The sequence below is a fragment of the uncultured Marinobacter sp. genome (genome assembly GCF_947259545.1).
In the GTDB taxonomy this organism is placed as follows: domain Bacteria; phylum Pseudomonadota; class Gammaproteobacteria; order Pseudomonadales; family Oleiphilaceae; genus Marinobacter.
The window spans coordinates 485,197-506,782 of the sequence record NZ_CAMYMK010000008.1; the positions used below are offsets into that span (position 1 = coordinate 485,197).

Annotated in this window: 19 protein-coding genes and 1 tRNA gene; 13 read left to right on the top strand and 7 right to left on the bottom strand. The window is 55.0% G+C overall.

Features of this window, described 5'->3' with window-relative positions:
* Positions 1 to 72: 72 nt before the first annotated feature.
* From Q0Y21_RS13900 to Q0Y21_RS13955, 12 genes are all read left to right on the top strand, one after another.
* The gene (locus Q0Y21_RS13900; protein WP_297796651.1) at positions 73 to 1,056 is read left to right on the top strand and encodes a TAXI family TRAP transporter solute-binding subunit; all 984 of its coding nucleotides are present in this window, start codon (positions 73 to 75) and stop codon (positions 1,054 to 1,056) included.
* An 83-nt stretch (positions 1,057 to 1,139) separates the two neighbouring features.
* On the top strand, positions 1,140 to 3,740 hold the full coding sequence (locus Q0Y21_RS13905) for a TRAP transporter permease (RefSeq protein WP_297796654.1): 2,601 nt from the start codon (positions 1,140 to 1,142) through the stop codon (positions 3,738 to 3,740).
* Between the two features lie 154 nt (positions 3,741 to 3,894).
* The gene (gene thrS / locus Q0Y21_RS13910) at positions 3,895 to 5,820 is read left to right on the top strand and encodes a threonine--tRNA ligase (RefSeq protein WP_297796657.1); all 1,926 of its coding nucleotides are present in this window, start codon (positions 3,895 to 3,897) and stop codon (positions 5,818 to 5,820) included.
* The gene (gene infC, locus Q0Y21_RS13915) at positions 5,817 to 6,362 is read left to right on the top strand and encodes a translation initiation factor IF-3 (RefSeq protein ID WP_297797161.1); all 546 of its coding nucleotides are present in this window, start codon (positions 5,817 to 5,819) and stop codon (positions 6,360 to 6,362) included. The genes thrS and infC overlap by 4 nt, the downstream gene beginning before the upstream one ends.
* 93 nt (positions 6,363 to 6,455) lie before the next feature.
* The gene (gene rpmI / locus Q0Y21_RS13920) at positions 6,456 to 6,647 is read left to right on the top strand and encodes a 50S ribosomal protein L35 (protein WP_007151842.1); all 192 of its coding nucleotides are present in this window, start codon (positions 6,456 to 6,458) and stop codon (positions 6,645 to 6,647) included.
* A gap of 50 nt (positions 6,648 to 6,697) precedes the next feature.
* Positions 6,698 to 7,051, top strand: a complete 354-nt coding sequence (gene rplT / locus Q0Y21_RS13925; RefSeq protein ID WP_012138471.1) for a 50S ribosomal protein L20 — start codon at positions 6,698 to 6,700, stop codon at positions 7,049 to 7,051.
* A 151-nt stretch (positions 7,052 to 7,202) separates the two neighbouring features.
* On the top strand, positions 7,203 to 8,201 hold the full coding sequence (pheS, locus tag Q0Y21_RS13930; RefSeq protein ID WP_297796664.1) for a phenylalanine--tRNA ligase subunit alpha: 999 nt from the start codon (positions 7,203 to 7,205) through the stop codon (positions 8,199 to 8,201).
* Between the two features lie 61 nt (positions 8,202 to 8,262).
* Positions 8,263 to 10,635: a phenylalanine--tRNA ligase subunit beta gene (pheT, locus tag Q0Y21_RS13935; protein ID WP_297796667.1), complete on the top strand. Its 2,373-nt coding sequence runs from the start codon at positions 8,263 to 8,265 to the stop codon at positions 10,633 to 10,635.
* 3 nt (positions 10,636 to 10,638) lie between these two features.
* A complete protein-coding gene (gene ihfA, locus Q0Y21_RS13940; protein ID WP_012138468.1) occupies positions 10,639 to 10,941 on the top strand; it encodes an integration host factor subunit alpha in 303 nt (100 codons plus the stop codon).
* Positions 10,922 to 11,287, top strand: coding sequence for a MerR family transcriptional regulator (locus Q0Y21_RS13945; RefSeq protein ID WP_127331515.1), 366 nt, complete (start codon positions 10,922 to 10,924; stop codon positions 11,285 to 11,287). The genes ihfA and Q0Y21_RS13945 overlap by 20 nt, the downstream gene beginning before the upstream one ends.
* 120 nt (positions 11,288 to 11,407) lie before the next feature.
* Positions 11,408 to 11,971 carry an NAD(P)H-dependent oxidoreductase gene (locus Q0Y21_RS13950; protein WP_297796672.1) on the top strand — a complete coding sequence of 188 codons (564 nt, stop codon included), beginning with the start codon at positions 11,408 to 11,410 and terminating at the stop codon, positions 11,969 to 11,971.
* Positions 11,972 to 11,992: 21 nt separating this feature from the next.
* Positions 11,993 to 12,913, top strand: coding sequence for a pirin family protein (locus tag Q0Y21_RS13955; protein WP_297796675.1), 921 nt, complete (start codon positions 11,993 to 11,995; stop codon positions 12,911 to 12,913).
* A gap of 25 nt (positions 12,914 to 12,938) precedes the next feature.
* Here the strand turns inward: Q0Y21_RS13955 and Q0Y21_RS13960 are convergent, their stop codons facing one another.
* From Q0Y21_RS13960 to Q0Y21_RS13975, 4 genes are all read right to left on the bottom strand, one after another.
* Positions 12,939 to 13,559 (bottom strand): SCO family protein, encoded by a 621-nt coding sequence (locus Q0Y21_RS13960; RefSeq protein WP_297796678.1) that lies wholly within the window; start codon positions 13,557 to 13,559, stop codon positions 12,939 to 12,941.
* Complete coding sequence (locus Q0Y21_RS13965; protein ID WP_297796680.1) at positions 13,556 to 14,398, bottom strand: cytochrome c oxidase assembly protein; 843 nt, start codon at positions 14,396 to 14,398, stop codon at positions 13,556 to 13,558. Before Q0Y21_RS13965 ends, Q0Y21_RS13960 begins: the two co-directional genes overlap by 4 nt.
* Before the next feature lie 182 nt (positions 14,399 to 14,580).
* Positions 14,581 to 14,657: transfer RNA gene (locus tag Q0Y21_RS13970), tRNA-Pro, on the bottom strand.
* A gap of 112 nt (positions 14,658 to 14,769) precedes the next feature.
* A complete protein-coding gene (locus tag Q0Y21_RS13975; RefSeq protein ID WP_297796683.1) occupies positions 14,770 to 16,413 on the bottom strand; it encodes an FMN-binding glutamate synthase family protein in 1,644 nt (547 codons plus the stop codon).
* Between the two features lie 246 nt (positions 16,414 to 16,659).
* On the opposite strand from Q0Y21_RS13975, the gene Q0Y21_RS13980 reads away from it, so the two are divergent.
* Positions 16,660 to 18,249: a BCCT family transporter gene (locus Q0Y21_RS13980; RefSeq protein WP_297796685.1), complete on the top strand. Its 1,590-nt coding sequence runs from the start codon at positions 16,660 to 16,662 to the stop codon at positions 18,247 to 18,249.
* 72 nt (positions 18,250 to 18,321) lie between these two features.
* Here the strand turns inward: Q0Y21_RS13980 and Q0Y21_RS13985 are convergent, their stop codons facing one another.
* The 3 genes from Q0Y21_RS13985 to Q0Y21_RS13995 are packed head-to-tail and all read right to left on the bottom strand — an operon-like array spanning position 18,322 to position 21,487.
* On the bottom strand, positions 18,322 to 19,272 hold the full coding sequence (locus Q0Y21_RS13985) for an alpha-L-glutamate ligase-like protein (protein WP_297796688.1): 951 nt from the start codon (positions 19,270 to 19,272) through the stop codon (positions 18,322 to 18,324).
* Positions 19,272 to 20,789, bottom strand: coding sequence for an inactive transglutaminase family protein (locus tag Q0Y21_RS13990; protein WP_297796691.1), 1,518 nt, complete (start codon positions 20,787 to 20,789; stop codon positions 19,272 to 19,274). Before Q0Y21_RS13990 ends, Q0Y21_RS13985 begins: the two co-directional genes overlap by 1 nt.
* Positions 20,786 to 21,487: a RimK/LysX family protein gene (locus Q0Y21_RS13995; protein WP_297796694.1), complete on the bottom strand. Its 702-nt coding sequence runs from the start codon at positions 21,485 to 21,487 to the stop codon at positions 20,786 to 20,788. Before Q0Y21_RS13995 ends, Q0Y21_RS13990 begins: the two co-directional genes overlap by 4 nt.
* Between the last annotated feature and the right edge of the window lie 99 nt (positions 21,488 to 21,586).

Genomic DNA, 21,586 nt, shown 5'->3' on the forward strand with positions numbered 1-21,586 from the left:
TCAAAACGAACCGGAAGTTTGTCCGTATGTGGATGCGGGCACCAAATGATAACGATGAAAAAGGAAGATCCCATGACGCTAAAAATTAAAAGCTCCGTTCTCGCCCTGGCCGCCGCCGTTAGCCTTGGCGCTGCCTCCTCTGCAGTTTCCGCTCAGGAACAGCAGTTTGTCACCATTGGCACCGGCGGCGTAACCGGCGTTTACTATCCGGCTGGCGGTGCAATCTGCCGTCTGGTCAACATGGATCGCAAGGAACATGGTATTCGTTGTTCGGTAGAGAGCACCGGCGGTTCTGTCTATAACCTGAATGCCATCCGTGAAGGCGAGCTGGATCTGGCGGTCGCTCAGTCCGACTGGCAGTACCACGCCTATAACGGTACCAGTGAATTTGAAAGCGCCGGCAAGAATGAAAAATTGCGGGCGGTCTTCTCGCTGCACCCCGAGCCTTTCACCGTTGTTGCAAGTAAGGGCTCCGGTATCAAGACCTTTGAGGACCTGGAAGGCAAGCGCGTTTCCATTGGTAACCCCGGCTCCGGTCAGCGGGCCACTGCGGAAGTGCTGATGAAGGAAATGGGCTGGGATAAGGATAAGTTCTCCCTGGCAGCCGAAATCAAGGCCGCCGAGCAGTCCCAGGCATTGTGTGATGGCAACATCGATGCCTTCTTCTACACCGTTGGCCACCCTTCCGGTGCCATCAAGGAAGCCACCACTTCCTGTGACAGCGTATTGGTCAATGTGGACAATGCCGCGACCAAGAAGCTGATTGACGACAACCCGTACTATCGTAAGGCGGTCATTCCTGGTGGCATGTACCGTGGCAGCGATGATGACGTGACAACCTTCGGTGTTGCGGCGACCTTTGTCTCTTCCACCGACGTGCCGGACGAGGTTGTGTATGCGGTCGTCAAGGCTGTCTTCGAGAACTTCGACAGCTTCAAGCGTCTGCATCCTGCCTTTGGAAACCTGAACAAGGAAGAAATGGTTTCTGATGCTCTTAGCGCCCCGCTGCATCCGGGTGCTGCGAAGTACTACAAGGAAGCTGGCCTGATCGACTGATCTGTCTGCGTCTCAACACAGCGGGCCACGTGCCCGCTGTGTTGTCTCTCGGGGATTAATCTTTCACGTAACAGGGACTATTTATGGCAACAAGCGACCCGGAAAACGGGACTGGCATGGATGGCGGAAAAGTCGATCAGATTTTGCAGACAGAAACCGGGGGCAGGGTAAGCAGCGGAAAAACGGCCGTTCTTCTCTTTATCGTCCCTCTGGCGTGGTCATTGTTCCAACTCTGGATTGCGTCGCCACTGCCATTTATTTTCAATGTCGGGATTTTCAACTCGACGGAAGCACGCTCCATTCACCTGGCTTTTGCTGTGTTTCTCTCGTTTACCGCTTTTCCCATGATCAAGGGACGGAACCTGCACGGTGTCCCGATTTATGATTGGGTTCTGGCGCTGGTTGCTGCATTCTGTGCTTCTTACCTGTACGTCTTTTATCGGGATCTGGCCAGCAGGCCCGGGGCGCCAATACTGACGGACCTGTGGGTGGCGATGATTGGCCTGGTGTTGCTGTTGGAAGCGACCCGTCGTGCCCTCGGCCTTCCTCTGACTATCGTTGCCGCTGTTTTTATCACCTATTCCATTGCCGGGCCCTATATGCCCGATGTGATTGCCCACAAGGGTGTCAGTCTCAGTAAACTGGCGTCCCACCAATGGCTGGGCACCGAAGGGGTTTTTGGTGTGGCACTGGGTGTCTCCACCAGTTTCGTTTTCCTGTTCGTTCTGTTTGGCGCCTTGCTTGAGCGTGCCGGAGCCGGTAATTACTTTATACAGGTTGCCTATGCATTGCTGGGGCATATGCGTGGTGGCCCGGCCAAGGCCGCCGTGGTGTCCAGTGGTTTGAGTGGCGTGATTTCAGGCTCTTCTATCGCAAATGTTGTGACCACCGGCACGTTTACCATTCCTTTGATGAAGCGGGTCGGGTTTCCTGCCACCAAGGCGGGTGCTGTGGAGGTGGCTGCTTCCACCAACGGCCAGCTCACACCACCGATCATGGGCGCAGCTGCATTTCTAATGGTGGAATACGTTGGCATCTCCTACCTGGAGGTGATCAAGCATGCCATTCTGCCGGCGTTGATTTCCTATGTTGCCCTGATTTACATCGTCCACCTCGAAGCCTGCAAGCTGAAAATGAAAGGCGTTGAGCGCCTGGACCGTCCGACACTTGCGCAAAGAATGCTGAACTGGGTGGTCCTGCTGATTGGCCTGATCGCGCTGACGTTGATCGTCTATTACGGTATTGGCTGGATCAAGGGCTGGCTGGGTGAGGATGCACCCTGGCTGCTTGGTCCACTGCTTGTTCTGGTCTATGTCGGTCTGGTGGGATACGCCACGCGCTTTCCTGAGCTTGAGATCGACGATCCCAGCAAGGAAATGGGTGGCCTGCCTCCGGTTGGTCCCACTGTTAAAACGGGGCTGTATTTCCTGCTGCCGGTAGTTGTATTGGTATGGTGTCTGACAGTGGAGCGTTTCTCGCCCCAGTTATCGGCGTTCTGGGCGACGGCTTTCATGATTTTCATTGTGCTGACCCAGCGCCCTCTTAAAGCCTTCTTCCATAAGCAGGGCGCCTTGTTTGACAGCTTCAAGACCGGGTTCTTCGATCTGGGGCATTCTCTTGTCACCGGTGCGCGCAACATGGTGGGTATCGGCGTTGCCACTGCAACCGCTGGTATTGTGGTCGGTACAGTCACCCTCACCGGTATCGGTCTGGTGATGACGGAATTCGTGGAATTCCTGTCAGGCGGCAACCTGCTGTTGATGCTGATCTTTACAGCGATTATCAGTCTGATTCTGGGGATGGGGTTGCCGACCACCGCAAACTACATTGTGGTGTCGACTCTGATGGCGCCGGTCATCGTTACCCTGGGGGCACAGAATGGGTTGCTGGTTCCCCTGATTGCGGTTCACCTGTTCGTGTTTTATTTCGGCATCCTGGCGGATGATACGCCGCCCGTGGGGTTGGCGGCTTACGCTGCCGCTGCCATATCCGGGGCTGATCCGATCCGAACGGGGATTCAGGGTTTTACCTACGATATCCGGACGGCGATCCTGCCATTCATGTTTATCTTTAACACGCAGTTATTGCTGATCGGATTGAGTGGGTGGCTGGATTTGCTGATTACCATCTTCAGTGCCGTGACCGCGATGCTGGTATTCTCGGCGGCTACACAGGGCTTCTGGTTTACCAAGAGCTACAAGTGGGAGTCACTGCTCCTCATACTTATTACCTTCACCATGTTCCGGCCTGGTTTCTGGTGGGACATGATCTATCCACCGACCGAGGATCGTCCCGGGGTGGAGGTGATGGAGTATGTCGAGAGTGTTCCTGCTGATAAAGCCATAGTGTTGAAGGCCTCCGGTATGTCGCTGGACGGAAGCGAGGTATCCAAGTATCTCAAGCTGGAAATTCCGGCCGGGGAGACGCCGGAAGAGAGGTTGCTGGCTACCGGCCTCGAGTTGCGGCGGGATGGTGACGCAATGTCTGTGGATTTCGTCGAGTTTGGTAGCCCGGCGCAGGATGCGGGCATCGATTTCGGCTGGACTATCGATGCAGTCCAGGTTGAGCTTGAGCGCCCGCCCAAGGAATTGATGTTTATCCCTGCGCTGATTGTGCTGGGGCTCGTTGCCTTCGGCCAGCTTCGCCGAAGAACCAGGGAAGAAGGCGCTGCCGCACCGGCTTGACGGTTCCAGTGGTTAGCAAAACCCGGCATTAACCCGCCGGGTTTTTTTCTGTTAAACTCCGCGGCAAATGTGGCCCGCGGTTTGTGTCGTGGATGGCCACCAACATGTGATCTTTGGTACGGATCACCGCTGAGACCCACAGGAGAGGAAAATCATGCCCGTAGTTACCCTGCCAGACGGCAGTCACCGCAGTTTTGCCGAAGCCGTCACCGTTCACGACGTTGCCGCTGATATAGGCGCCGGTCTCGCCAAGGCCGCTCTTGCTGGCCGTGTTAATGGCACGCTGGTGGATACCAGTTACCAGATTGAAGATGACGTTGATCTCGCCATTGTGACCGAGCGGGATGAAGACGGCGTTGATATTATTCGCCATTCCACTGCCCATCTTCTGGCAATGGCAGTCAAGGAATTGTTCCCTTCCGCACAGGTGACTATTGGCCCTGTGGTCGATAACGGCTTCTATTACGATTTCAAGTTTGATCGCCCGTTTACCAACGAAGATCTGGCGCGGATTGAAAAGCGCATGGAAGAGTTGGCCAAGCAGGACATTCCGGTGTCGCGTTCGGTCTTGTCCCGGGACGAGGCGGTTAAACTCTTTGACGAGATGGGCGAGGAATACAAGGTGCGTATCATCGAGGATATCCCCGGTGATGAAGACCTGTCTTTCTACCGTCAGGGCGACTTTATTGATCTGTGCCGTGGGCCCCACGTTCCCAGCACCGGCAAGCTCAAAGCGTTCAAGCTGACCAAAGTGGCTGGTGCCTACTGGCGGGGTGATACCGGCAACGAGCAGCTCCAGCGTGTGTACGGTACGGCCTGGGGTAACAAGAAAGACCTGAAGGCCTACCTCCATCGCCTGGAAGAGGCCGAAAAGCGGGACCATCGCAAGATCGGTAAGAAACTGAACCTGTTCCATATGCAGGAAGAAGCCCCGGGGATGGTGTTCTGGCATCCGGATGGCTGGTCGCTTTACCAGGAAATCGAGCAGTACATGCGCGATATCCTGCATCGTCACGGCTACAAGGAAATCAAGACGCCCCAGGTCGTCTCCCGCGCCTTGTGGGAGAAGTCAGGTCACTGGGACAAGTTCCACGATGACATGTTTACCACCGAGTCTGAAAAGCACGACTTTGCCATCAAACCGATGAATTGTCCGTGCCACATTCAGGTGTTCAACCAGGGGCTGAAGAGCTACAAGGACCTACCGCTGCGCCTGGCGGAGTTTGGCTCCTGTCATCGTAATGAAGCCTCGGGTGCCCTGCACGGGTTGATGCGTGTTCGCGGCTTTACCCAGGATGATGCCCACATCTTCTGCGAAGAGGACGCGATCCAGCAGGAAGTGTCCCGCTTTATCGACCTGCTTCACGAGGTGTACAAGGATTTCGGTTTCGATCAGATCCTCTACAAGCTGTCGACCCGTCCGGACAAGCGCGTAGGGTCAGACGAAGTATGGGACAAGTCGGAAGCGGCCCTGGAAGAAGCGCTGAACCGGGAAGGCGTGGATTGGGAGTTGTTGCCAGGCGAGGGGGCATTCTATGGTCCGAAAATTGAATTCTCTCTGAAAGACTGTATCGGTCGGGTATGGCAATGCGGTACCATTCAGGTCGATTTTTCCATGCCGGGCCGCCTTGGCGCCCAGTATGTTGCAGATAATTCCGAGCGCAAGACGCCGGTCATGCTGCACCGGGCGGTTCTCGGGTCGTTCGAGCGTTTCATTGGTATTCTCATCGAGGAATACGAAGGCGCATTTCCCACCTGGTTGGCACCCACCCAGGTTGCGGTCCTCAATATCACCGATAATCAGCGTGATTATTGTCAGAATCTTGCGAAAAAGTGGGATTCTTTGGGCTATAGGGTTAATGCTGACTTGAGAAACGAGAAGATCGGCTTTAAAATCCGCGAGCACACTATTAATAAAGTTCCTTTTTTAGTTGTGGTCGGTGACAAGGAAATCGACAACAACGCCGTAGCGGTGAGAACCCGCAAAGGTGAAGATCTGGGAACTATGTCGCTTGAAGCGTTCGAACAGCTGCTGGCTGATGACATTCAACGCAAGGGCAGAACCAAAACGGAGATCTGATTATTAAACAGCGAGCGAATCGGGGTGGGCGCACACCAAAGGCGCCGATCAATGAGAACATTGACGCAACTGAAGTCCGCCTGATCGATGCCGAAGGCAATCAGGTGGGAATTGTTCCGATCGAAGAGGCACTGAAGCAGGCGGAAGAGGCCACTCTTGATCTGGTGCAGGTTACGGATTCCGATCCGATCGTCTGTAAGATAATGGATTACGGCAAGAAGGTCTTCGAAGAGAAGAAGGCCAAGGCGGCTGCCAAGAAAAAACAGAAGCAGACGCAGGTCAAAGAGCTTAAGTTCCGTCCCGGAACTGAAGAAGGGGATTATCAGGTCAAACTACGCAACCTGGTACGTTTCCTTGAAAACGGGGACCGCGGCAAGATCACTATTCGCTTTCGTGGACGTGAGATGGCACACCAGGAAATTGGTATGAAGCTCATGGGTCGCATTGAGGCAGATATTGAAGAACTTGCAACGGTTGAGATGCGGCCGAAAATGGAAGGCCGGCAGATGACCATGATTGTGGCTCCCCGCAAGAAGAAGTGAACCTGATCGGGTGATGATCCCCCGCGAAGCGGGGGATTTGTCGTTCAGGGGCACATTTTGTTTTATTTAAAAATAGAATGCGGAGTTTTAAAAATGCCTAAGATGAAAACCAAAAGCGGAGCCACCAAGCGGTTCAAGAAAACCGCCACTGGCTTCAAGCACAAGCAGTCCTTCACCAGTCATATCTTGACCAAGAAGAGCCCCAAGCGTAAGCGTCAGCTCCGTGGTACCAAGCTGATTGCCAAGTCTGATGTGGCTTCCATCAAGCGTATGACAGCGTGCTGATTCAGCCGCTAACCATTCCTGCAAAGGTTTAAAGGTAGAAGGATTAAAGTATGGCTCGTGTAAAGCGTGGCGTGGTAGCACGTCGTCGTCACAAGAAGATTCTCAGTCAGGCCAAGGGTTATTACGGTGCGCGTAGTCGCGTCTATCGTGTAGCCAAACAGGCGGTCATCAAAGCCGGTCAGTACGCATACCGCGACCGTCGCAACCGCAAGCGTGCATTCCGCGCACTGTGGATTGCCCGTATCAACGCTGGTGCCCGCGCCAACGGCCTGTCCTACAGCCGTCTGATTGCTGGTCTGAAGAAGGCTAACGTTGAGATCGATCGTAAGGTTCTGGCCGATCTGGCCATGAACGAGCAGCAGGCATTTGCTGCCGTAGTTGAGAAGGCCAAAGCGTCCCTGTGATAGCTTAAGCTCTTTCATCGATTACTCATCGATCCGGACGTCCTCATGATTCATGGTGACGTCCTCTAATAGGGGAAGGGCGCGCTCTTCCCCTATTTTTGTTTATAGATACTTGTTTTAGTACTCCCATTTCTGGTTTGGAGCAGGGTCAATGGAAAACCTGGAGCAACTGGTTCAGGACGGGTTGGCTGCGGTAGAAAGCGCCGACAGCTTGCAGGCACTTGATCAAATTCGTGTTGAATACCTTGGCAAGAAGGGCGTGATCACCCAGCAGGCAAAGACGCTGGGCAAACTCTCGGCGGAAGAGCGTCCCGCTGCCGGCCAGAAAATTAATGAGGCCAAGGGGCAGGTAGAGCAGGCGATCAATGCCCGCCGTTCAGACCTTGAGCGCGCAGCTATCGAGCAAAAGCTGGCCAGCGAATCCATTGACGTTACCCTGCCGGGCCGCGGTCAGGATCTGGGCGGGCTCCACCCGGTAACACGCACCCTGCAGCGTATTGAACAGTTCTTCTCCCGCGCGGGTTACACCGTGGAGCAGGGCCCTGAAATCGAAGACGACTACCACAACTTCGAAGCCCTCAATATTCCCGGTCATCACCCGGCTCGTGCCATGCACGATACGTTTTATTTCAATCCCGGCACGTTGCTGCGCACCCATACATCACCAGTGCAGATCCGTACCATGGAGGCGGGTAAGCCTCCGTTCCGCATGATTTGCCCGGGGCGGGTCTATCGCTGTGACTCAGACATGACCCATACCCCCATGTTCCATCAGGTGGAAGGGCTGTTGGTGGAGAAAGATGTGAGCTTCGCCGACCTCAAGAGTACGGTTGAAGAGTTTCTGAGGGTGTTCTTTGAGCGCGACCTGGAGGTTCGGTTCCGGCCGTCCTACTTCCCGTTCACGGAACCGTCCGCGGAAGTGGACATTGAGTGGGGACGCGAGGCCGACGGCAGCATCAAGTGGCTGGAAGTCATGGGCTGCGGCATGGTCCACCCGAAAGTATTTGAACACTGCGGTATTGATGCCGAAGAGTACCGTGGCTTTGCCTTTGGTCTGGGCGTTGAGCGCCTGGCCATGCTTCGCTACGGCGTGAATGATCTGCGTATGTTTTTCGAGAACGATCTGCGCTTCCTGCGTCAGTTCCGATAAAACAGCGATCGACAGGCAATCGAATTAACAGGCAAAACCGCATCAGGACAAGGCAAATACCATGAAATTCAGTGAACAGTGGCTGCGCGAATGGGTTAACCCGGCACTCAACACCCAGGAATTGATGGATCAGATCACCATGGCGGGTCTGGAAGTGGACGGCTTCGAGCCGGTCGCGGGGCAATTCAGCGGTGTCGTCGTCGGCGAAGTGATCTCCGTCGAGCCGCACCCGGATGCTGACAAGCTTCGCGTATGTCAGGTCAGTAATGGCCAGGACACGGTGCAAGTGGTTTGTGGGGCGCCGAATGTGCGTGACGGGCTCAAGGTTCCTTTTGCCGTTGTCGGTGCTGTGCTTCCCGGTGATTTCAGGATCAAGAAAGCCAAGCTGCGTGGCCAGCCGTCCGAGGGCATGCTCTGCGCCGAGTCAGAGCTGGGGTTGTCGGACAACCACGACGGGTTGATGGAGCTGCCTGCGGATGCGCCGACAGGCCAGGACCTGGCTGATTATCTCAAGCTCAACGACGTGACCATTGATGTCGATCTGACTCCTAATCGCGCGGACTGCCTGTCTATTAAAGGTATTGCCCGGGAAGTGGGTGTGTTGAACAGCATGGTGGTTGAAGAGCCGGAGATTGAACCGGTAGGAGCGGTCCATTCGGAAGTACCGGATATTGCGGTGAAGGCTCCGGCCGGTTGCCCTCGTTACCTGGGTCGTGTCCTGCGCAATGTAAACCTGCAGGCCGAGTCTCCTCTGTGGATGCAGGAAAAGCTGCGGCGCTCGGGCATCCGCTCTATTGATGCGGCGGTGGATGTTACCAACTACGTCATGTTGGAACTTGGTCAGCCCATGCACGCCTTTGATCGGGATGAGATCAAGGGAGGTATTGTTGTGCGGATGGCAGAGCAGGGCGAAAAGCTGGTGTTGCTGGACGGCCAGGAAGTGGATCTGACTACTGGCACACTGATCATCGCGGATCATGAAAAGCCTGTGGCCATTGCGGGGGTTATGGGTGGCGAGCACTCAGGGGTGAGCACCAAAACCCGTGATCTGGTCCTCGAATCTGCCTATTTCGATCCCATTACCCTGGCAGGCAAAGCTCGGCACTATGGTTTGCATACCGATGCCTCTCACCGTTTTGAGCGGGGCGTCGATTATCAGCTTGCACGGGATGCCATGGAGCGTTGTACAGCGCTATTGATGGACATCGTGGGCGGAGAGCCTGGTGAGATCGTTGAAGTCTCCAGTGACGAGCACCTGCCAGAGGATCGCACCATCGATTTGAGAGAGCAGCGCGTGGCCGATGTGCTGGGTCTGGCTATTGACCGCACCACGGTCGAGGAGATTTTGACTCGCCTGGGTCTGCATATCGACAAGCTGCTGAAGGATGGCTGGTGTGTGCACGTACCGACGTTCCGCCCGGACATCTCCATTGAGGAAGACCTGATTGAAGAGATTGGCCGGATCTACGGTTACAACAACCTGCCGGTCACTGAACCGGTAGGTTCCCTGGGGCTGCGTCCGGAAGAGGAGGCCGTTCGCCCGGTATCCGCCATTCAGAACTACTTCGTTGCGTGTGGTTATCAGGAGGCGGTGACCTACAGTTTTGTGGATCCAAAAGTTCAACAACTGGTTGATCCTGAACGTGAAGGCATTGAATTGGCGAATCCGATTTCCTCGGATCTGTCGGTCATGCGTACCAGTCTCTGGAGTGGCTTGCTGAAGACCGTAGCGCATAACCAGAATCGGCAGCAGCCACGTATCCGCTTGTTTGAAACTGGCCTGCGTTTCGTGAAGGATGGCGACGCCATTGACCAGCAGCCAATGCTGGCAGGCGTTGTGGTTGGCTCGCAACTACCTGAAAACTGGGTGAATGGCCGTAGGGCCGCTGACTTCTTCGATGTCAAAGGAGAACTTGAAAGCCTGTTCGGTCTCCTGGGTATCGAAATTCAGTTTCTGGCCAGTCAGCATCCCGCGCTACATCCGGGGCAAACGGCCGAGTTGATGCGGGACGGTGAGCATGTTGGCTGGGTCGGCACGTTACATCCACAAGTGCAGAAAAATCTTGAACTTAATGGCACGATCCTGATGTTTGAGCTATCCTTGAATTCGATCGTCTCTGGATATGTGCCTAATTTCAAAGAAATTTCAAAATTCCCTGAAGTTCGCCGAGATTTGGCTATTATTATCGGAAGCGATGTGGCGTTTGCCGATGTGGAGCGTGTAGCTAGAAAGCATGCTGGTGAGCGCCTGACGGCGTTGCGTGCGTTTGATGTCTATGAAGGTGAAAGTCTGGGTGAAGGTAACCGCAGCCTTGCCCTGAGCCTTTTCTGGCAGCATCCTGATCGCACGCTCAATGAAGAAGAGGTGCACTCGCTCTTCAACGGTGTGATTGACGCATTGAAGGAAGAGCTGGGGGCAACACTGAGGAGTTAACAGATGGCGGCTTTGACGAAAGCGGAAATGGCCGAGCGCTTGTACGAGGAACTGGGCTTGAACAAACGCGAAGCCAAGGAAATGGTTGAAGCTTTTTTCGATGAAATCAGAGGCGCTCTCAGCCATAACGAACAGGTGAAGTTATCCGGGTTCGGTAACTTTGACCTGCGCGACAAAAAACAGCGGCCGGGACGGAACCCGAAAACTGGTGAGGAAATCCCGATCAGTGCACGGCGCGTCGTTACGTTTCGTCCAGGGCAGAAGTTAAAACAGAAAGTAGAAACGTATGTTGGAACCGAGTCATAACAACGAACTACCCGCCATCCCGGGTAAGCGCTATTTCACGATTGGTGAAGTGGCGGAGCTGTGTGCTGTAAAAGCGCACGTACTCCGTTATTGGGAGCAGGAGTTTCCTCAGTTATCGCCGGTCAAGCGCCGTGGAAATCGCCGCTATTACCAAAGAGCGGACGTCATTACCATTCGCCAGATCCGGAGTCTGCTTTACGATCAGGGGTATACCATTGGCGGCGCCAAGCAAAAGCTGAGCAGCCATGAAGTAAAGGATGACACGTCCCAGTACAAGCAACTGATCCGGCAAATGATAACCGAGCTGGAAGATGTGCTCGATGTGTTGAATGCGCCATTGCGGTAATTATCGCGGGGCAGACGAAAAAACCGAAGGTACGCCTTCGGTTTTTTTATGCCCGGCTCAGGCATCGGCTATGCTGATGGGTGTTGTGGTGCTTTCAACTGAAACAAAGGAAACGGGATTATGGCCTTGAAACTTCACACTATTATCTTCAGTACCCGCCCGGGACGAGTGGGTCCGGCGGTCGGAACGTGGTTTAATGACTTCGCCAACGGGCAAGGGCAGTTTGAGAGCAGCCTGGTGGACCTGGCTGACTTTAATCTGCCGGTTTACGATGAGCCCAGGCATCCTCGCATGCAGCAATACGAGCACGAACACACCAAGGCGTGGTCCCGGAGTGTTGCTGCCGCCGATGCCTACGCCTTTGTGATTCCCGAATACAATTACTGTCCGTCTCCCGCGTTTATCAATGCGCTCGATTATGTTTACAGCGAGTGGAACTACAAACCCTGTGGTTTTGTCAGTTACGGCGGAGTGTCTGGTGGCTTGAGGTCGGCACAGGTCTCAAAGCAACTGGTGACGACCCTGAAAATGATGCCGATGGTAGAGGGTGTCATGGTGCAGATGCCGTGGGAGCTGATAGACGACAATAAAACCTTCAATGCCTCCGAGCACCATGAAAGCTCGGGCAAGGCGATGCTGGAAGAGATGGCCAAATGGGCGCAGGCACTCAAGGCCATGCGTTGAACCAATGAAAGGAGTGATGCTGTGAGTAACACAATGGCAGAAGCCGAACAGGCGTGTGATGCAACCATTTCCCCCTGCAAGGCTGTTGAGCTGGTTCTAACGCCAAGAGAGACCGATCTCGGCGGCTTCTCGGTCAGGCGCCTGTTACCCACAGCCAAGCGGAAAATGGTCGGGCCCTGGATCTTCTTCGATCACATGGGGCCGGCGCATTTCCCTGCAGGGCAGGGGATCAATGTGCGGCCCCATCCGCACATTGGTATCGCGACAGTCACTTACCTGTTTGAAGGGGAGATCCTGCACCGGGATTCCCTGGGGAGCCTCCAGCCTATCCGGCCGGGTGACATCAACCTGATGATCACGGGCAGTGGAATGGTGCATTCAGAAAGAGAACGGCCGGAAGTGACAGCGACGGATCATACCCTCCACGGCCTTCAGCTCTGGCTGGCGTTGCCAGAGCACGATGAGGAAGTGGAGCCCTCGTTCCATCACTACCCGGGCAATGACATTCCAGCGGTGGAAGTGGACGGGGTACCGGTGAGAGTAATGATGGGGAGTGCCTACGGGATGACATCCCCGGTCCGGTTGTTCTCCGATACCCTCTATGTCGAGGCCCATCTAAAGCCCGGTCAGACACTGACCCTGCCTGAGTCCGAGGAGCGGGCAGTGTATGTTGCCAGCGGTGCCCTCAAAGCCCAGGATACGGACATGCCCGCTCACTCCATGACGATCTTCGCCAACCATCCCGGTATTGCGGTCACGGCTGTGGAGGAATCCCGGATTGCACTGATTGGTGGTGAGCCCCTGGGCAAGCGGTTTATCGAATGGAATTTCGTCTCCAGTCGCAAAGAACGTATTGAGCAGGCTAAAAATGACTGGACGGAAGGGCGGTTTGATAAGGTCCCCGGGGACGAGGAAGAGTTTATTCCGTTGCCCCGTCGATAGGTGAGGCCTGCATGGGGGCAGGGGGTCAGGAATTTTCCCCCGCCAGTGCAACAAGGTCCTGACGAATCTCATCTGCGCTCAGGTTGGGCCTGAGCAGCAGGCGGGCCTTGCCCTCCCGGTCAAACACATACACAGCGCTGCTGTGAGATACGGCGTAGTTACCGTCAGCATCGGGCTCGTCGTAACCGAAGGTGGTGCGATAACGCTTGGCAAGTTCACGCAACGCTGGCTCGTCACCGGTCAGGCCCACGATCCGCTTGTCGAAAAAATCGACGTAACTGGCCAGGCGTTCCGGCGTGTCTCTCTCGGGGTCGACACTGACAAACAGGGCCAGCGTCTGTGACTGCATTTCCGACGGCATGGCTTTTATAGCCTGACTGAGCTTCTGCAGTGTGGTCGGGCAGACATCCGGGCAGGAAGTAAAACCAAAAAACAACAACCGTATCTGCCCGTCCAGTTCTTCCGCCCTGATGGTTTCGCCTGACGTGTCTGTCAGCTCAAACGCCAGCTCTGGCATCAGGCCCTGAATATCCTTGCCGTGCCACGAAGCATCTTCTCCCAGGCAACCACCCAGCAAGAACGTTGTGGCCAGAAGCAGGGGCAGCTGAAGCCATGACCGAAGGTTTGCGGGACAGTGGAAACTCATGAAGTCGTCACCTTGAGCGGATTGGATCGGGTGGGGTATTTGCCATCTTCGTGCATCGCCCGTCGCAGGATAATCAGAATACCAAGGATGCTCATCATAGCGGGCGGTATCCAGGTCAGCAGCCCTCCGATCAATTGGTCGGTTGCCGGTTCCATGGGCCATGCCCGGCCACACACTTCGTAAACGTCGTACACCATGCCCCGGGAAAAGACGATAGTGGCTCCAAGGACCATCTGGGGAATCGCAACCAGTGCCAGGATCAACATCCGCTTGCCATAGCCCAGAGCGGAGCTGAGAGCCGGAGACCGGGGGTCAAAGATCAGCCACCAGAAGAGCAGGCCATCCAGCAGCATGCTCCAGTTCATGATCCAGTAAAGATTGCGGCTCAGCATCGCGTCAAAGTGGATCGGTGGCCATAACCAGAAATAGATCAGACCCACGAACAACACGGATGCTATCAATGGCTGCTGGAGGCAGCGATACACAAAGCCCACCGGTTTCAGGGCAACCTTGAGTCCGGGGCTTATCTGGTTGTACCAGAAACGCATTACCGGTAACGGGTTTGAGAGCGCAATCAGGAAAGGGCCAAGGTGGTGAAGGATCAGGTGCTGGCCCCGATGCACAAAGAACATGTACTGGGAATAGTAATCAAAACGGGTCTGCATAACGCCGTAGCAAAGCATCACGCCCAGTACAAAGGTAAGAATCCGGCCTGTGCCCGGCCTGTCACCTTCTGGCATCCGGAGAACACCGTAGCCATAGAAGGCCAGCACCAGCATATAACTCAGAACGGTTAATGCCGAGAAATCGTAGGGTGCAACATAGTCAAAAATGGACATGAGAGCGCCAGCAAGTAGAACGCATTGGTGTTTTTGTTAAGGATTCTGAGTGTTGCCGGAAATGAAAGGAATTACAAGATAGTGGTGCCTGAATACCGGTCACCAAAGAGGAAAAGGGTGCTGAATATTTGTCGGATATGAAAAAGGCCGTCATCCAGGTATTGAAATGACGGCCTTTGAATTGGTCGGGACGGCAGGATTTGAACCTGCGACCCTCTGCACCCCATGCAGATGCGCTACCAAGCTGCGCTACGCCCCGAAACGCTATTGGCCAGAGAGAAACTTGAGAGAAATCTCAGTGGCTTAGCGGGAGCGAAGTCTACACCAGCCCAAACCAAAAATAAACAGGCTTTTGGCGTTTAAGCTGGATTTTAATGGAGCTTGGTTTCCCGCAACTTAATGACAGATTCCGGCGGGCCAAAGGTATTCGGTTGTGCTTCTGGCCAGTATTTATCGAATACTGTGATGCCGGTTTTTCCTTCCAGTAAGGCGCCCGGAGCAAGGAAATGAAGCATGTCCATGTAGGACTGGACCTCGGTTTTGGAGGTTCGTTGGATGATGTGCTCGGGTCCCAGCTCGGAAGGGTGGTTCAGTCCAGACGCTTCAAGCAGGTTCTGCAGGGCGTCCAGGGTGTTTTTGTGATAGTTGTAGACGCGCTGGCTTTTGTGCGCGACGTCCAGCTTGTTACCACGCCGGGGATCCTGTGTGGCAACTCCGCTGGGGCAGCGTCCGGTATGACAGTTCAGGGCCTGGATACACCCCAGGGAAAACATGTAGCCGCGGGCGGAATTGCACCAGTCCGCGCCCAGGGCAATGGTGCGGGCAATGTTAAAGGCGGATGTGATTTTGCCTGCGGCGCCAATGGCGATGTCTTCACGCAGATGAGTGCCGACCAGTGTGTTATGCACCAGCAGCAGTGCTTCTTTCATGGGCATGCCCAGGCGATTGATGAATTCCAGCGGAGCCGCGCCGGTGCCCCCTTCGCCACCATCCACGACAATGAAGTCCGGCTTCTTTCCGGTTTCCAGCATGGCCTTGACGATTGCAAACCACTCCCATGGGTGTCCGATAGCGAGCTTGAAGCCAACCGGCTTACCGCCGGACAGCTCCCTCAGTTGTTCAATGAAGTCCAGCATTTCCATGGGGGTGCTGAAGGCCGAGTGTTTTGCCGGGGATACCACGTCTTCACCAACCGCTACCCCTCTGGCTTCGGCGATTTCGGGTGTCACTTTGGCGCCCGGCAGGATGCCGCCGTGCCCCGGTTTGGCCCCCTGGGATAGCTTGAGCTCTATCATTTTTACCTGGTCCAGGGTGGCATTTTTCACAAACATCTCTTCATTGAAGGTGCCGTCAGGGTGGCGACATCCGAAGTAGCCGGAGCCGATCTCCCATACCAGGTCGCCGCCGGGTTCGCGGTGGTAACGGGAGATCGATCCTTCACCGGTGTCGTGGTAGAAGTTGCCCATTTTGGCTCCGGTATTCAGGCTCAGGATGGCATTGGCTGAGAGGGAGCCAAAACTCATGGCGGAAATGTTGAATACGCTGGCGTTGTATGGCTTCTTGCATTTTTTGCCAATAAGAATCCGGAAGTCGCTGTTGTCCAGGCTGGTCGGGTTCAGGGAGTGGTTCATCCACTCGTAGCCCGGGTCATACATGCCTAACTGGGAGCCGAAAGGGCGCTTGTCGAGCACGTTCTTGGCGCGCTGGTAGACGACCGTTCGCTGTTCCCGTGAGAAGGGACGTTCTTCGGTGTCAGACTGGATAAAGTACTGGCGAATCTCCGGACCGACTGACTCCAGGAGGTAGCGAAAATTAGCGGTAATAGGATAATTGCGGCTGACTGTGTGCCGGCGTTGCACCATGTCCCAGGTCCCGACGGCCGTGAGGACGGCAAAGATAACAGGAAGCAGGTACCATCCCCCCAGAAAGATACTGAGTGGAGCGGTGACTAACAGGCCCGCAATACTCAGGGCAAAAACAGTGTATCTCAGGGGGAAGGTCGTGGTTTTCTCCATGGCGTCCTCTCTCTACATTTGGCGGTTGCCGTTCACTGGCAAGTGTACGTGTTTAGTACGCAGCTATATCAACTCTACCTGATGATTTTCCGTCGACGGCGACATCTGACAATTTGGTCTATGCTCAGTGTTGATGTGATTTTGGGATACGTCTTTGATGTTTTGAGTTCAAATCACTAGACTTGCGTCCCTGTAAAGCTTTGAATCTTAATTGTTAGTAATCAATCTGAACGGGAGACTCCAACCGTGGGCGACGTTGTAAAAGACGAGTACCAGACGGATTACGTTGCGGGCCAGGATAATATAAATCCTTTCGGCCTCGACTTACATGCACCGGTATTCCCGATTACGGCGATATTGGTGGTGGTTTTTGTTGTCGGAACGCTGATGTTTCCGGCCGAATCGAAGGAAATGCTGGATGGTGCGAAATGGAACATCATCGGCACGTTTGACTGGTTTTTCCTGATCAGTGCCAACATTTTCGTGTTGGTCTGCTTTGCGCTGATTTTCATGCCGGTGGGTAAAATCCGGATTGGAGGAATGGACGCCAAACCCGAATTTTCCACCTTGTCCTGGTTTGCGATGCTGTTCGCAGCCGGTATGGGCATTGGCCTGATGTTCTGGGCCGTGGCTGAGCCAACAGCCTATTTTACCGGTTGGTATGAAACGCCTTTCAATGTCGAGGCGAACTCGGCTGAAGCGCGGGATATGGCCATGGGCGCCACGATGTACCACTGGGGTCTCCACCCGTGGGCTATCTACGCGATTGTCGCTCTCTCCCTGGCGTTCTTTGCCTACAACAAGGGCATGCCGCTGACCATCCGCTCGGCGTTCTTCCCGCTTCTGCGTGACAAGGTCTGGGGCTGGCCCGGGCACATTATCGATATCCTGGCGGTTGTGGCCACGATTTTTGGTCTTGCAACGTCTCTGGGCTTTGGTGCCCAGCAGGCAGCTTCAGGGCTTGATTACCTGTTCGGGATCTCGTCCGGAATCAACGTCCAGATGGCCATTATCACCGGCGTCACCGCGGTTGCCCTGATCTCGGTTCTGCGTGGCCTCGATGGGGGGGTAAAAGTTCTCAGTAATTTCAACATGGCGCTGGCAGGCATCCTGCTGTTTTTCATCATCTTTGCCGGCCCCACGATGACCATTGTGGAAACTCTCTGGATAACGTCTTCAACCTACGTAGCCAACATAGTGCCATTGAGTAATCCGTTCGGCCGTGAAGATGAAGCCTGGTTCCATGGCTGGACAGTATTCTACTGGGCCTGGTGGATTTCCTGGTCACCGTTCGTCGGCATGTTTATCGCGCGGGTTTCCAAGGGCCGCACGGTTCGTGAGTTTGTGACCGCAGTGCTGATTATTCCTACCGTGATCACGGTTGTCTGGATGAGTGCCTTCGGCGGCTCTGCCCTTGAGCAGATTCAGATGGGCATTGGTGTTCTGGCGGAAGAGGGGCTGACGGATGTATCTCTGGCCATGTTTCAGATGTTTGCCAACCTGCCTCTGACCGGCATTATTTCCTTTATTGGTATCGTGCTGGTTCTGGTGTTCTTCGTGACCTCGTCGGATTCTGGTTCCCTGGTGGTTGACAGCATAACCGCGGGCGGGAAAACCGATGCGCCTACTGCCCAGCGTGTCTTCTGGGTGATCATGGAGGGTGCAATTGCCGCAGCACTGATCTTCGGTGGTGGCGAGGACGCCTTGGGCGCGATACAGGCAACGGCCATTTCCGCAGGTCTGCCGTTTACCGCCATATTGTTGATCATGACGTGGGGGCTGCTGAAAGGCCTGACCCATGAACGGAAACTGCTGATTGCGGACGGCAAACTGTGATAATTCGCAGTTAAACAAAAAACCGGAGCTCAAGGGCTCCGGTTTTTTTATCTTCACCTTCTGGTCAGGTTGCTATTGCTGACTTGAAAAGTTTTCAATGGCGAAACGGGCACGCTGCTCCGGCGTGAAGTGGTGCCTTTTGAGGCTTTCGATTGCGCGCAGCCGTGGTAGGAGGCCCCGACCGTTAGCCATCTGAATGGCCAGACCCGGGCGTGCATTCAACTCCAGCAGCAACGGGCCGTCATTAATATCAACCACCAGATCCACGCCCATGTATCCCAGGCCGGTTGCTTCGTAGCACCGGGACGCCATGGCCAGCATCTCTTCCCAATCGGCTATATCAATGTTTTCCAGGGCAAGGCCGGTATCCGGGTGTAGTGTGATTGGCCGGTTGAATTGTACAGCGTTCAGGCTTTTCCCCGTGCCGATATCGAGACCCACGCCAACCGCGCCCTGGTGAAGATTGGCCTTGCCATCGGACGCAGTCGTTGCCAGCCGCAACATCGCCATGATGGGGTAGCCCTGGAAGATGATAATGCGAATATCCGGGACACCCTGATGCGAGTACTTGGCCAGTTCCGGCGTGGACTCCACCAGATTTTCGACAATAGCAACGTCCGGTGTCCCTGCCAGCGAGTACAAGCCCGCCAGTATGTTTGAAAGGTGTCTTTCAAGGTAAGCGGCAGGCACCCGGGCACCGGAAGCCTTGATAAACTCGTCCCCGTCACGGCCAGTGATGACCGTGATGCCCTTGCCGCCGGAGCCCTTTGCGGGCTTTATGGCAAATCCGGTGAGGTCTTCGGCCATTTCCCGGAAGTGCGGAATTTCGTGTTGTTGGCGAACGACCTGCAGCAGCTTGGGGGTTTTGACTCCGTATTCAGCCACCACCAGCTTGGTTTTCAGCTTGTTGTCCACTAACGGATAGGACGTCCGGTCATTGTACCGGGAAATGTAATCGACATTTCTCCGGTTCATGTTGAGCATGCCCAGCCGGTTCAGCGTGCGGGGGGATATCCATTCCATCAGTCGTAAGCCTTCATCGGGTTAAAGCGACGAAGTTCACTCAGCTTGTAGCCGGTGTATTGACCCATCAGCAAAATGAGGCCAAGCACGACGAAATGAAGCTCCGGGAAGTTGAAGGTCAGGTGCCGGGACAGCGGCGCATCCATCACCAGGAATGCACATACCGCGACAAACAGGCTACCCGCCCCTTGCACAACGACTTCATGGGCGCCTTCTTCTTCCCAGAGAATGGACATGCGCTCAATGGTCCAGGCGATGATCACCATCGGGAAGAAGGTGACCGTCATGCCAGTATTGAAGCCCATCTGGTAGCCGACAATGCTTAAACCGGCAGTGATAAATATCACCAGGATGATCAGCGCGGATATTCGCGACACCAGCAGCAGGTTTAGACTGGACAGGTAACCGCGCATCAACAGGCCTATGGCAACCACCGACGTGAAGGCGATAAGTCCTGGAAGCAGGTTGGTCTGAACAAAGGCCACGGCAATCAGAACTGGCATAAACGTACCGGAGGTACGAATGCCGATCACAATGCGCATGAAAGCAACCATGAGAGCGCCGAGCGGAAGCAGGAGCAACATTCGGAACATGCTCTGTTCTTCTACGGGGAGCTGGTAGAGGCTCAGGAACCCGAAGCCGTTCTCTTCGGATTGCATGGCAGCCAGCTGCAAGGCGGGAATGGTTTGCCTCAGTATTGAAAAGCTGACACTGGAATCGTCACCACCTACGACATCCAGCAGGGACGCAGCCCCCTGGCGCCAGAGCAGTGTGTCTTCCGGTAGCCCCTGTTCTCCGGATTTGGGGTCGAAAGTAAGCCACTCGTCACCGTTATAGATCTGTAGGAACGGTGTCAGTCCCTGGCGTCGCCGGGCATCTTCGAGCTTGAGACCGTCGGCGGTTCTGGCGGGAATGCCAGCGTGGTTGAGCATGCGGACCAGAAGATCCAACTGGTTGGCTCCGGAGACCAGTAGTGTTGTGTTCTGTGCCTGGGTATCCGGTTGCATCAGCCGGATCAGCTCTCGCGTCATGCTTTCAGGCGTGCTGGAGCGCTCTTCCGCCTGCATCAGGATTTCACGTACGGCGGTTGCCTGGGGTTCTTCCCAGAAGACGGAAATAGGCTTTGGTGCCCTGCGAGGTCGGTCCCGGTTGGCATTCGGGTCGGGGATGAACTGAGTCTTGAAGTAGAGGGTTTGTGGTCCTACCACGTTACGCTTGGACCATTCCGCTCGCCGGCTCCCTTCCTTTTCAACGATTGAAAAGCCATAGCCAGGCGATGCTGCCTGTTCTGAAAGGATGCGAAATCCCGGAGACTGCTCAGGAATGTTCAGGCTAGCCAGCACCGGTTCGTTGGCGGCGTTGAAATCGATCCTGGCTTCAACCATCCAGACCGGGCGCTCTTCTCCCGTGAGCCAGGGTATCCCCAGTTCTACATGGCGCCAGATAGCCAGTGCCGTTCCGGCTAAAATCAGCAGGACAATAGCGGTGAAAAACGGAATTCGGGAGCGGGAAGTCACGAGTCATCCCCGTTTTCTTGGGTGAGTGATGCAGGCAGTTCGGTAGCAAACTCTTTGCCCACGTCGATGAGCATCATGTCCCGGAGTATATTCCTGCCAATCAGGACATTGTGTGACAGGTGCCTGCGGTCGGTCAGGGTGAACTCAGCGACTTGTTGGTGATCCCCTATGGCGAACTGCAGCTCGACCACCACCCGTCGATCTGCTTCGTCCGCGCTGGACTGGATGATCCTGACGCGGCGGGAAACCTCTTTCTCCATGGTGACGTATTCTTCGCTGCCCGGAACCGGGACATCGAAGCGAACCCAGTTATTGCTGTCGCGCTCGAACTTTGTGATGTTGCGTGCGTCTATGGATGACGTTTCCGCGCCACTGTCTATGCGGGCGTTATAAACAATGCCGGGGCCCGCCAGATAGAACTTTTCCAGTTCACCGACAATGAGCTTGCCTTTCAATCTGTCTGCGCGGCCTTTTGACTGCAGGTCTCTGACTGAGGGGCATGCTTGTGTCCTGACCGGAGGACACTCAGGTTTTTCGATTTTCTGTTCGATGGCCGCAAGGATATTCCGGGTGGAGGTGTTGTTGATTTCCACCAGCCTGTCGTGCCGCGCCGTGGCGTTTCCCTCCATGGTAACCAGGGTGGCACGCTGGGACTGAACAGCGCCATTGAGCTTGTTCAGGTCTTCCTTGGGAACCATGAAATAACGGTCCGCTGAGCAGCCTGACAATACAAAGAGAGTAGCGAGAAAAGCCAGCGGCTTCCCGCATCGAAAAAGCGTTGAGAACATCGAAAACCC

Coding starts and splice junctions, on each gene's coding strand:
- ihfA (WP_012138468.1), top strand. CDS start 10,639: ATGGCGGCTTTGACGAAAGCGGAAATGGCCGAGCGCTTGTACGAGGAA.
- rplT (WP_012138471.1), top strand. CDS start 6,698: ATGGCTCGTGTAAAGCGTGGCGTGGTAGCACGTCGTCGTCACAAGAAG.
- Q0Y21_RS13960 (WP_297796678.1), bottom strand. CDS start 13,559: ATGAGTTTCCACTGTCCCGCAAACCTTCGGTCATGGCTTCAGCTGCCC.
- rpmI (WP_007151842.1), top strand. CDS start 6,456: ATGCCTAAGATGAAAACCAAAAGCGGAGCCACCAAGCGGTTCAAGAAA.
- Q0Y21_RS13975 (WP_297796683.1), bottom strand. CDS start 16,413: ATGGAGAAAACCACGACCTTCCCCCTGAGATACACTGTTTTTGCCCTG.
- Q0Y21_RS13995 (WP_297796694.1), bottom strand. CDS start 21,487: ATGGTTCCCAAGGAAGACCTGAACAAGCTCAATGGCGCTGTTCAGTCC.
- Q0Y21_RS13985 (WP_297796688.1), bottom strand. CDS start 19,272: ATGGAATGGATATCCCCCCGCACGCTGAACCGGCTGGGCATGCTCAAC.
- Q0Y21_RS13900 (WP_297796651.1), top strand. CDS start 73: ATGACGCTAAAAATTAAAAGCTCCGTTCTCGCCCTGGCCGCCGCCGTT.
- Q0Y21_RS13965 (WP_297796680.1), bottom strand. CDS start 14,398: ATGTCCATTTTTGACTATGTTGCACCCTACGATTTCTCGGCATTAACC.
- thrS (WP_297796657.1), top strand. CDS start 3,895: ATGCCCGTAGTTACCCTGCCAGACGGCAGTCACCGCAGTTTTGCCGAA.
- pheT (WP_297796667.1), top strand. CDS start 8,263: ATGAAATTCAGTGAACAGTGGCTGCGCGAATGGGTTAACCCGGCACTC.
- Q0Y21_RS13905 (WP_297796654.1), top strand. CDS start 1,140: ATGGCAACAAGCGACCCGGAAAACGGGACTGGCATGGATGGCGGAAAA.
- Q0Y21_RS13945 (WP_127331515.1), top strand. CDS start 10,922: ATGTTGGAACCGAGTCATAACAACGAACTACCCGCCATCCCGGGTAAG.
- Q0Y21_RS13950 (WP_297796672.1), top strand. CDS start 11,408: ATGGCCTTGAAACTTCACACTATTATCTTCAGTACCCGCCCGGGACGA.
- pheS (WP_297796664.1), top strand. CDS start 7,203: ATGGAAAACCTGGAGCAACTGGTTCAGGACGGGTTGGCTGCGGTAGAA.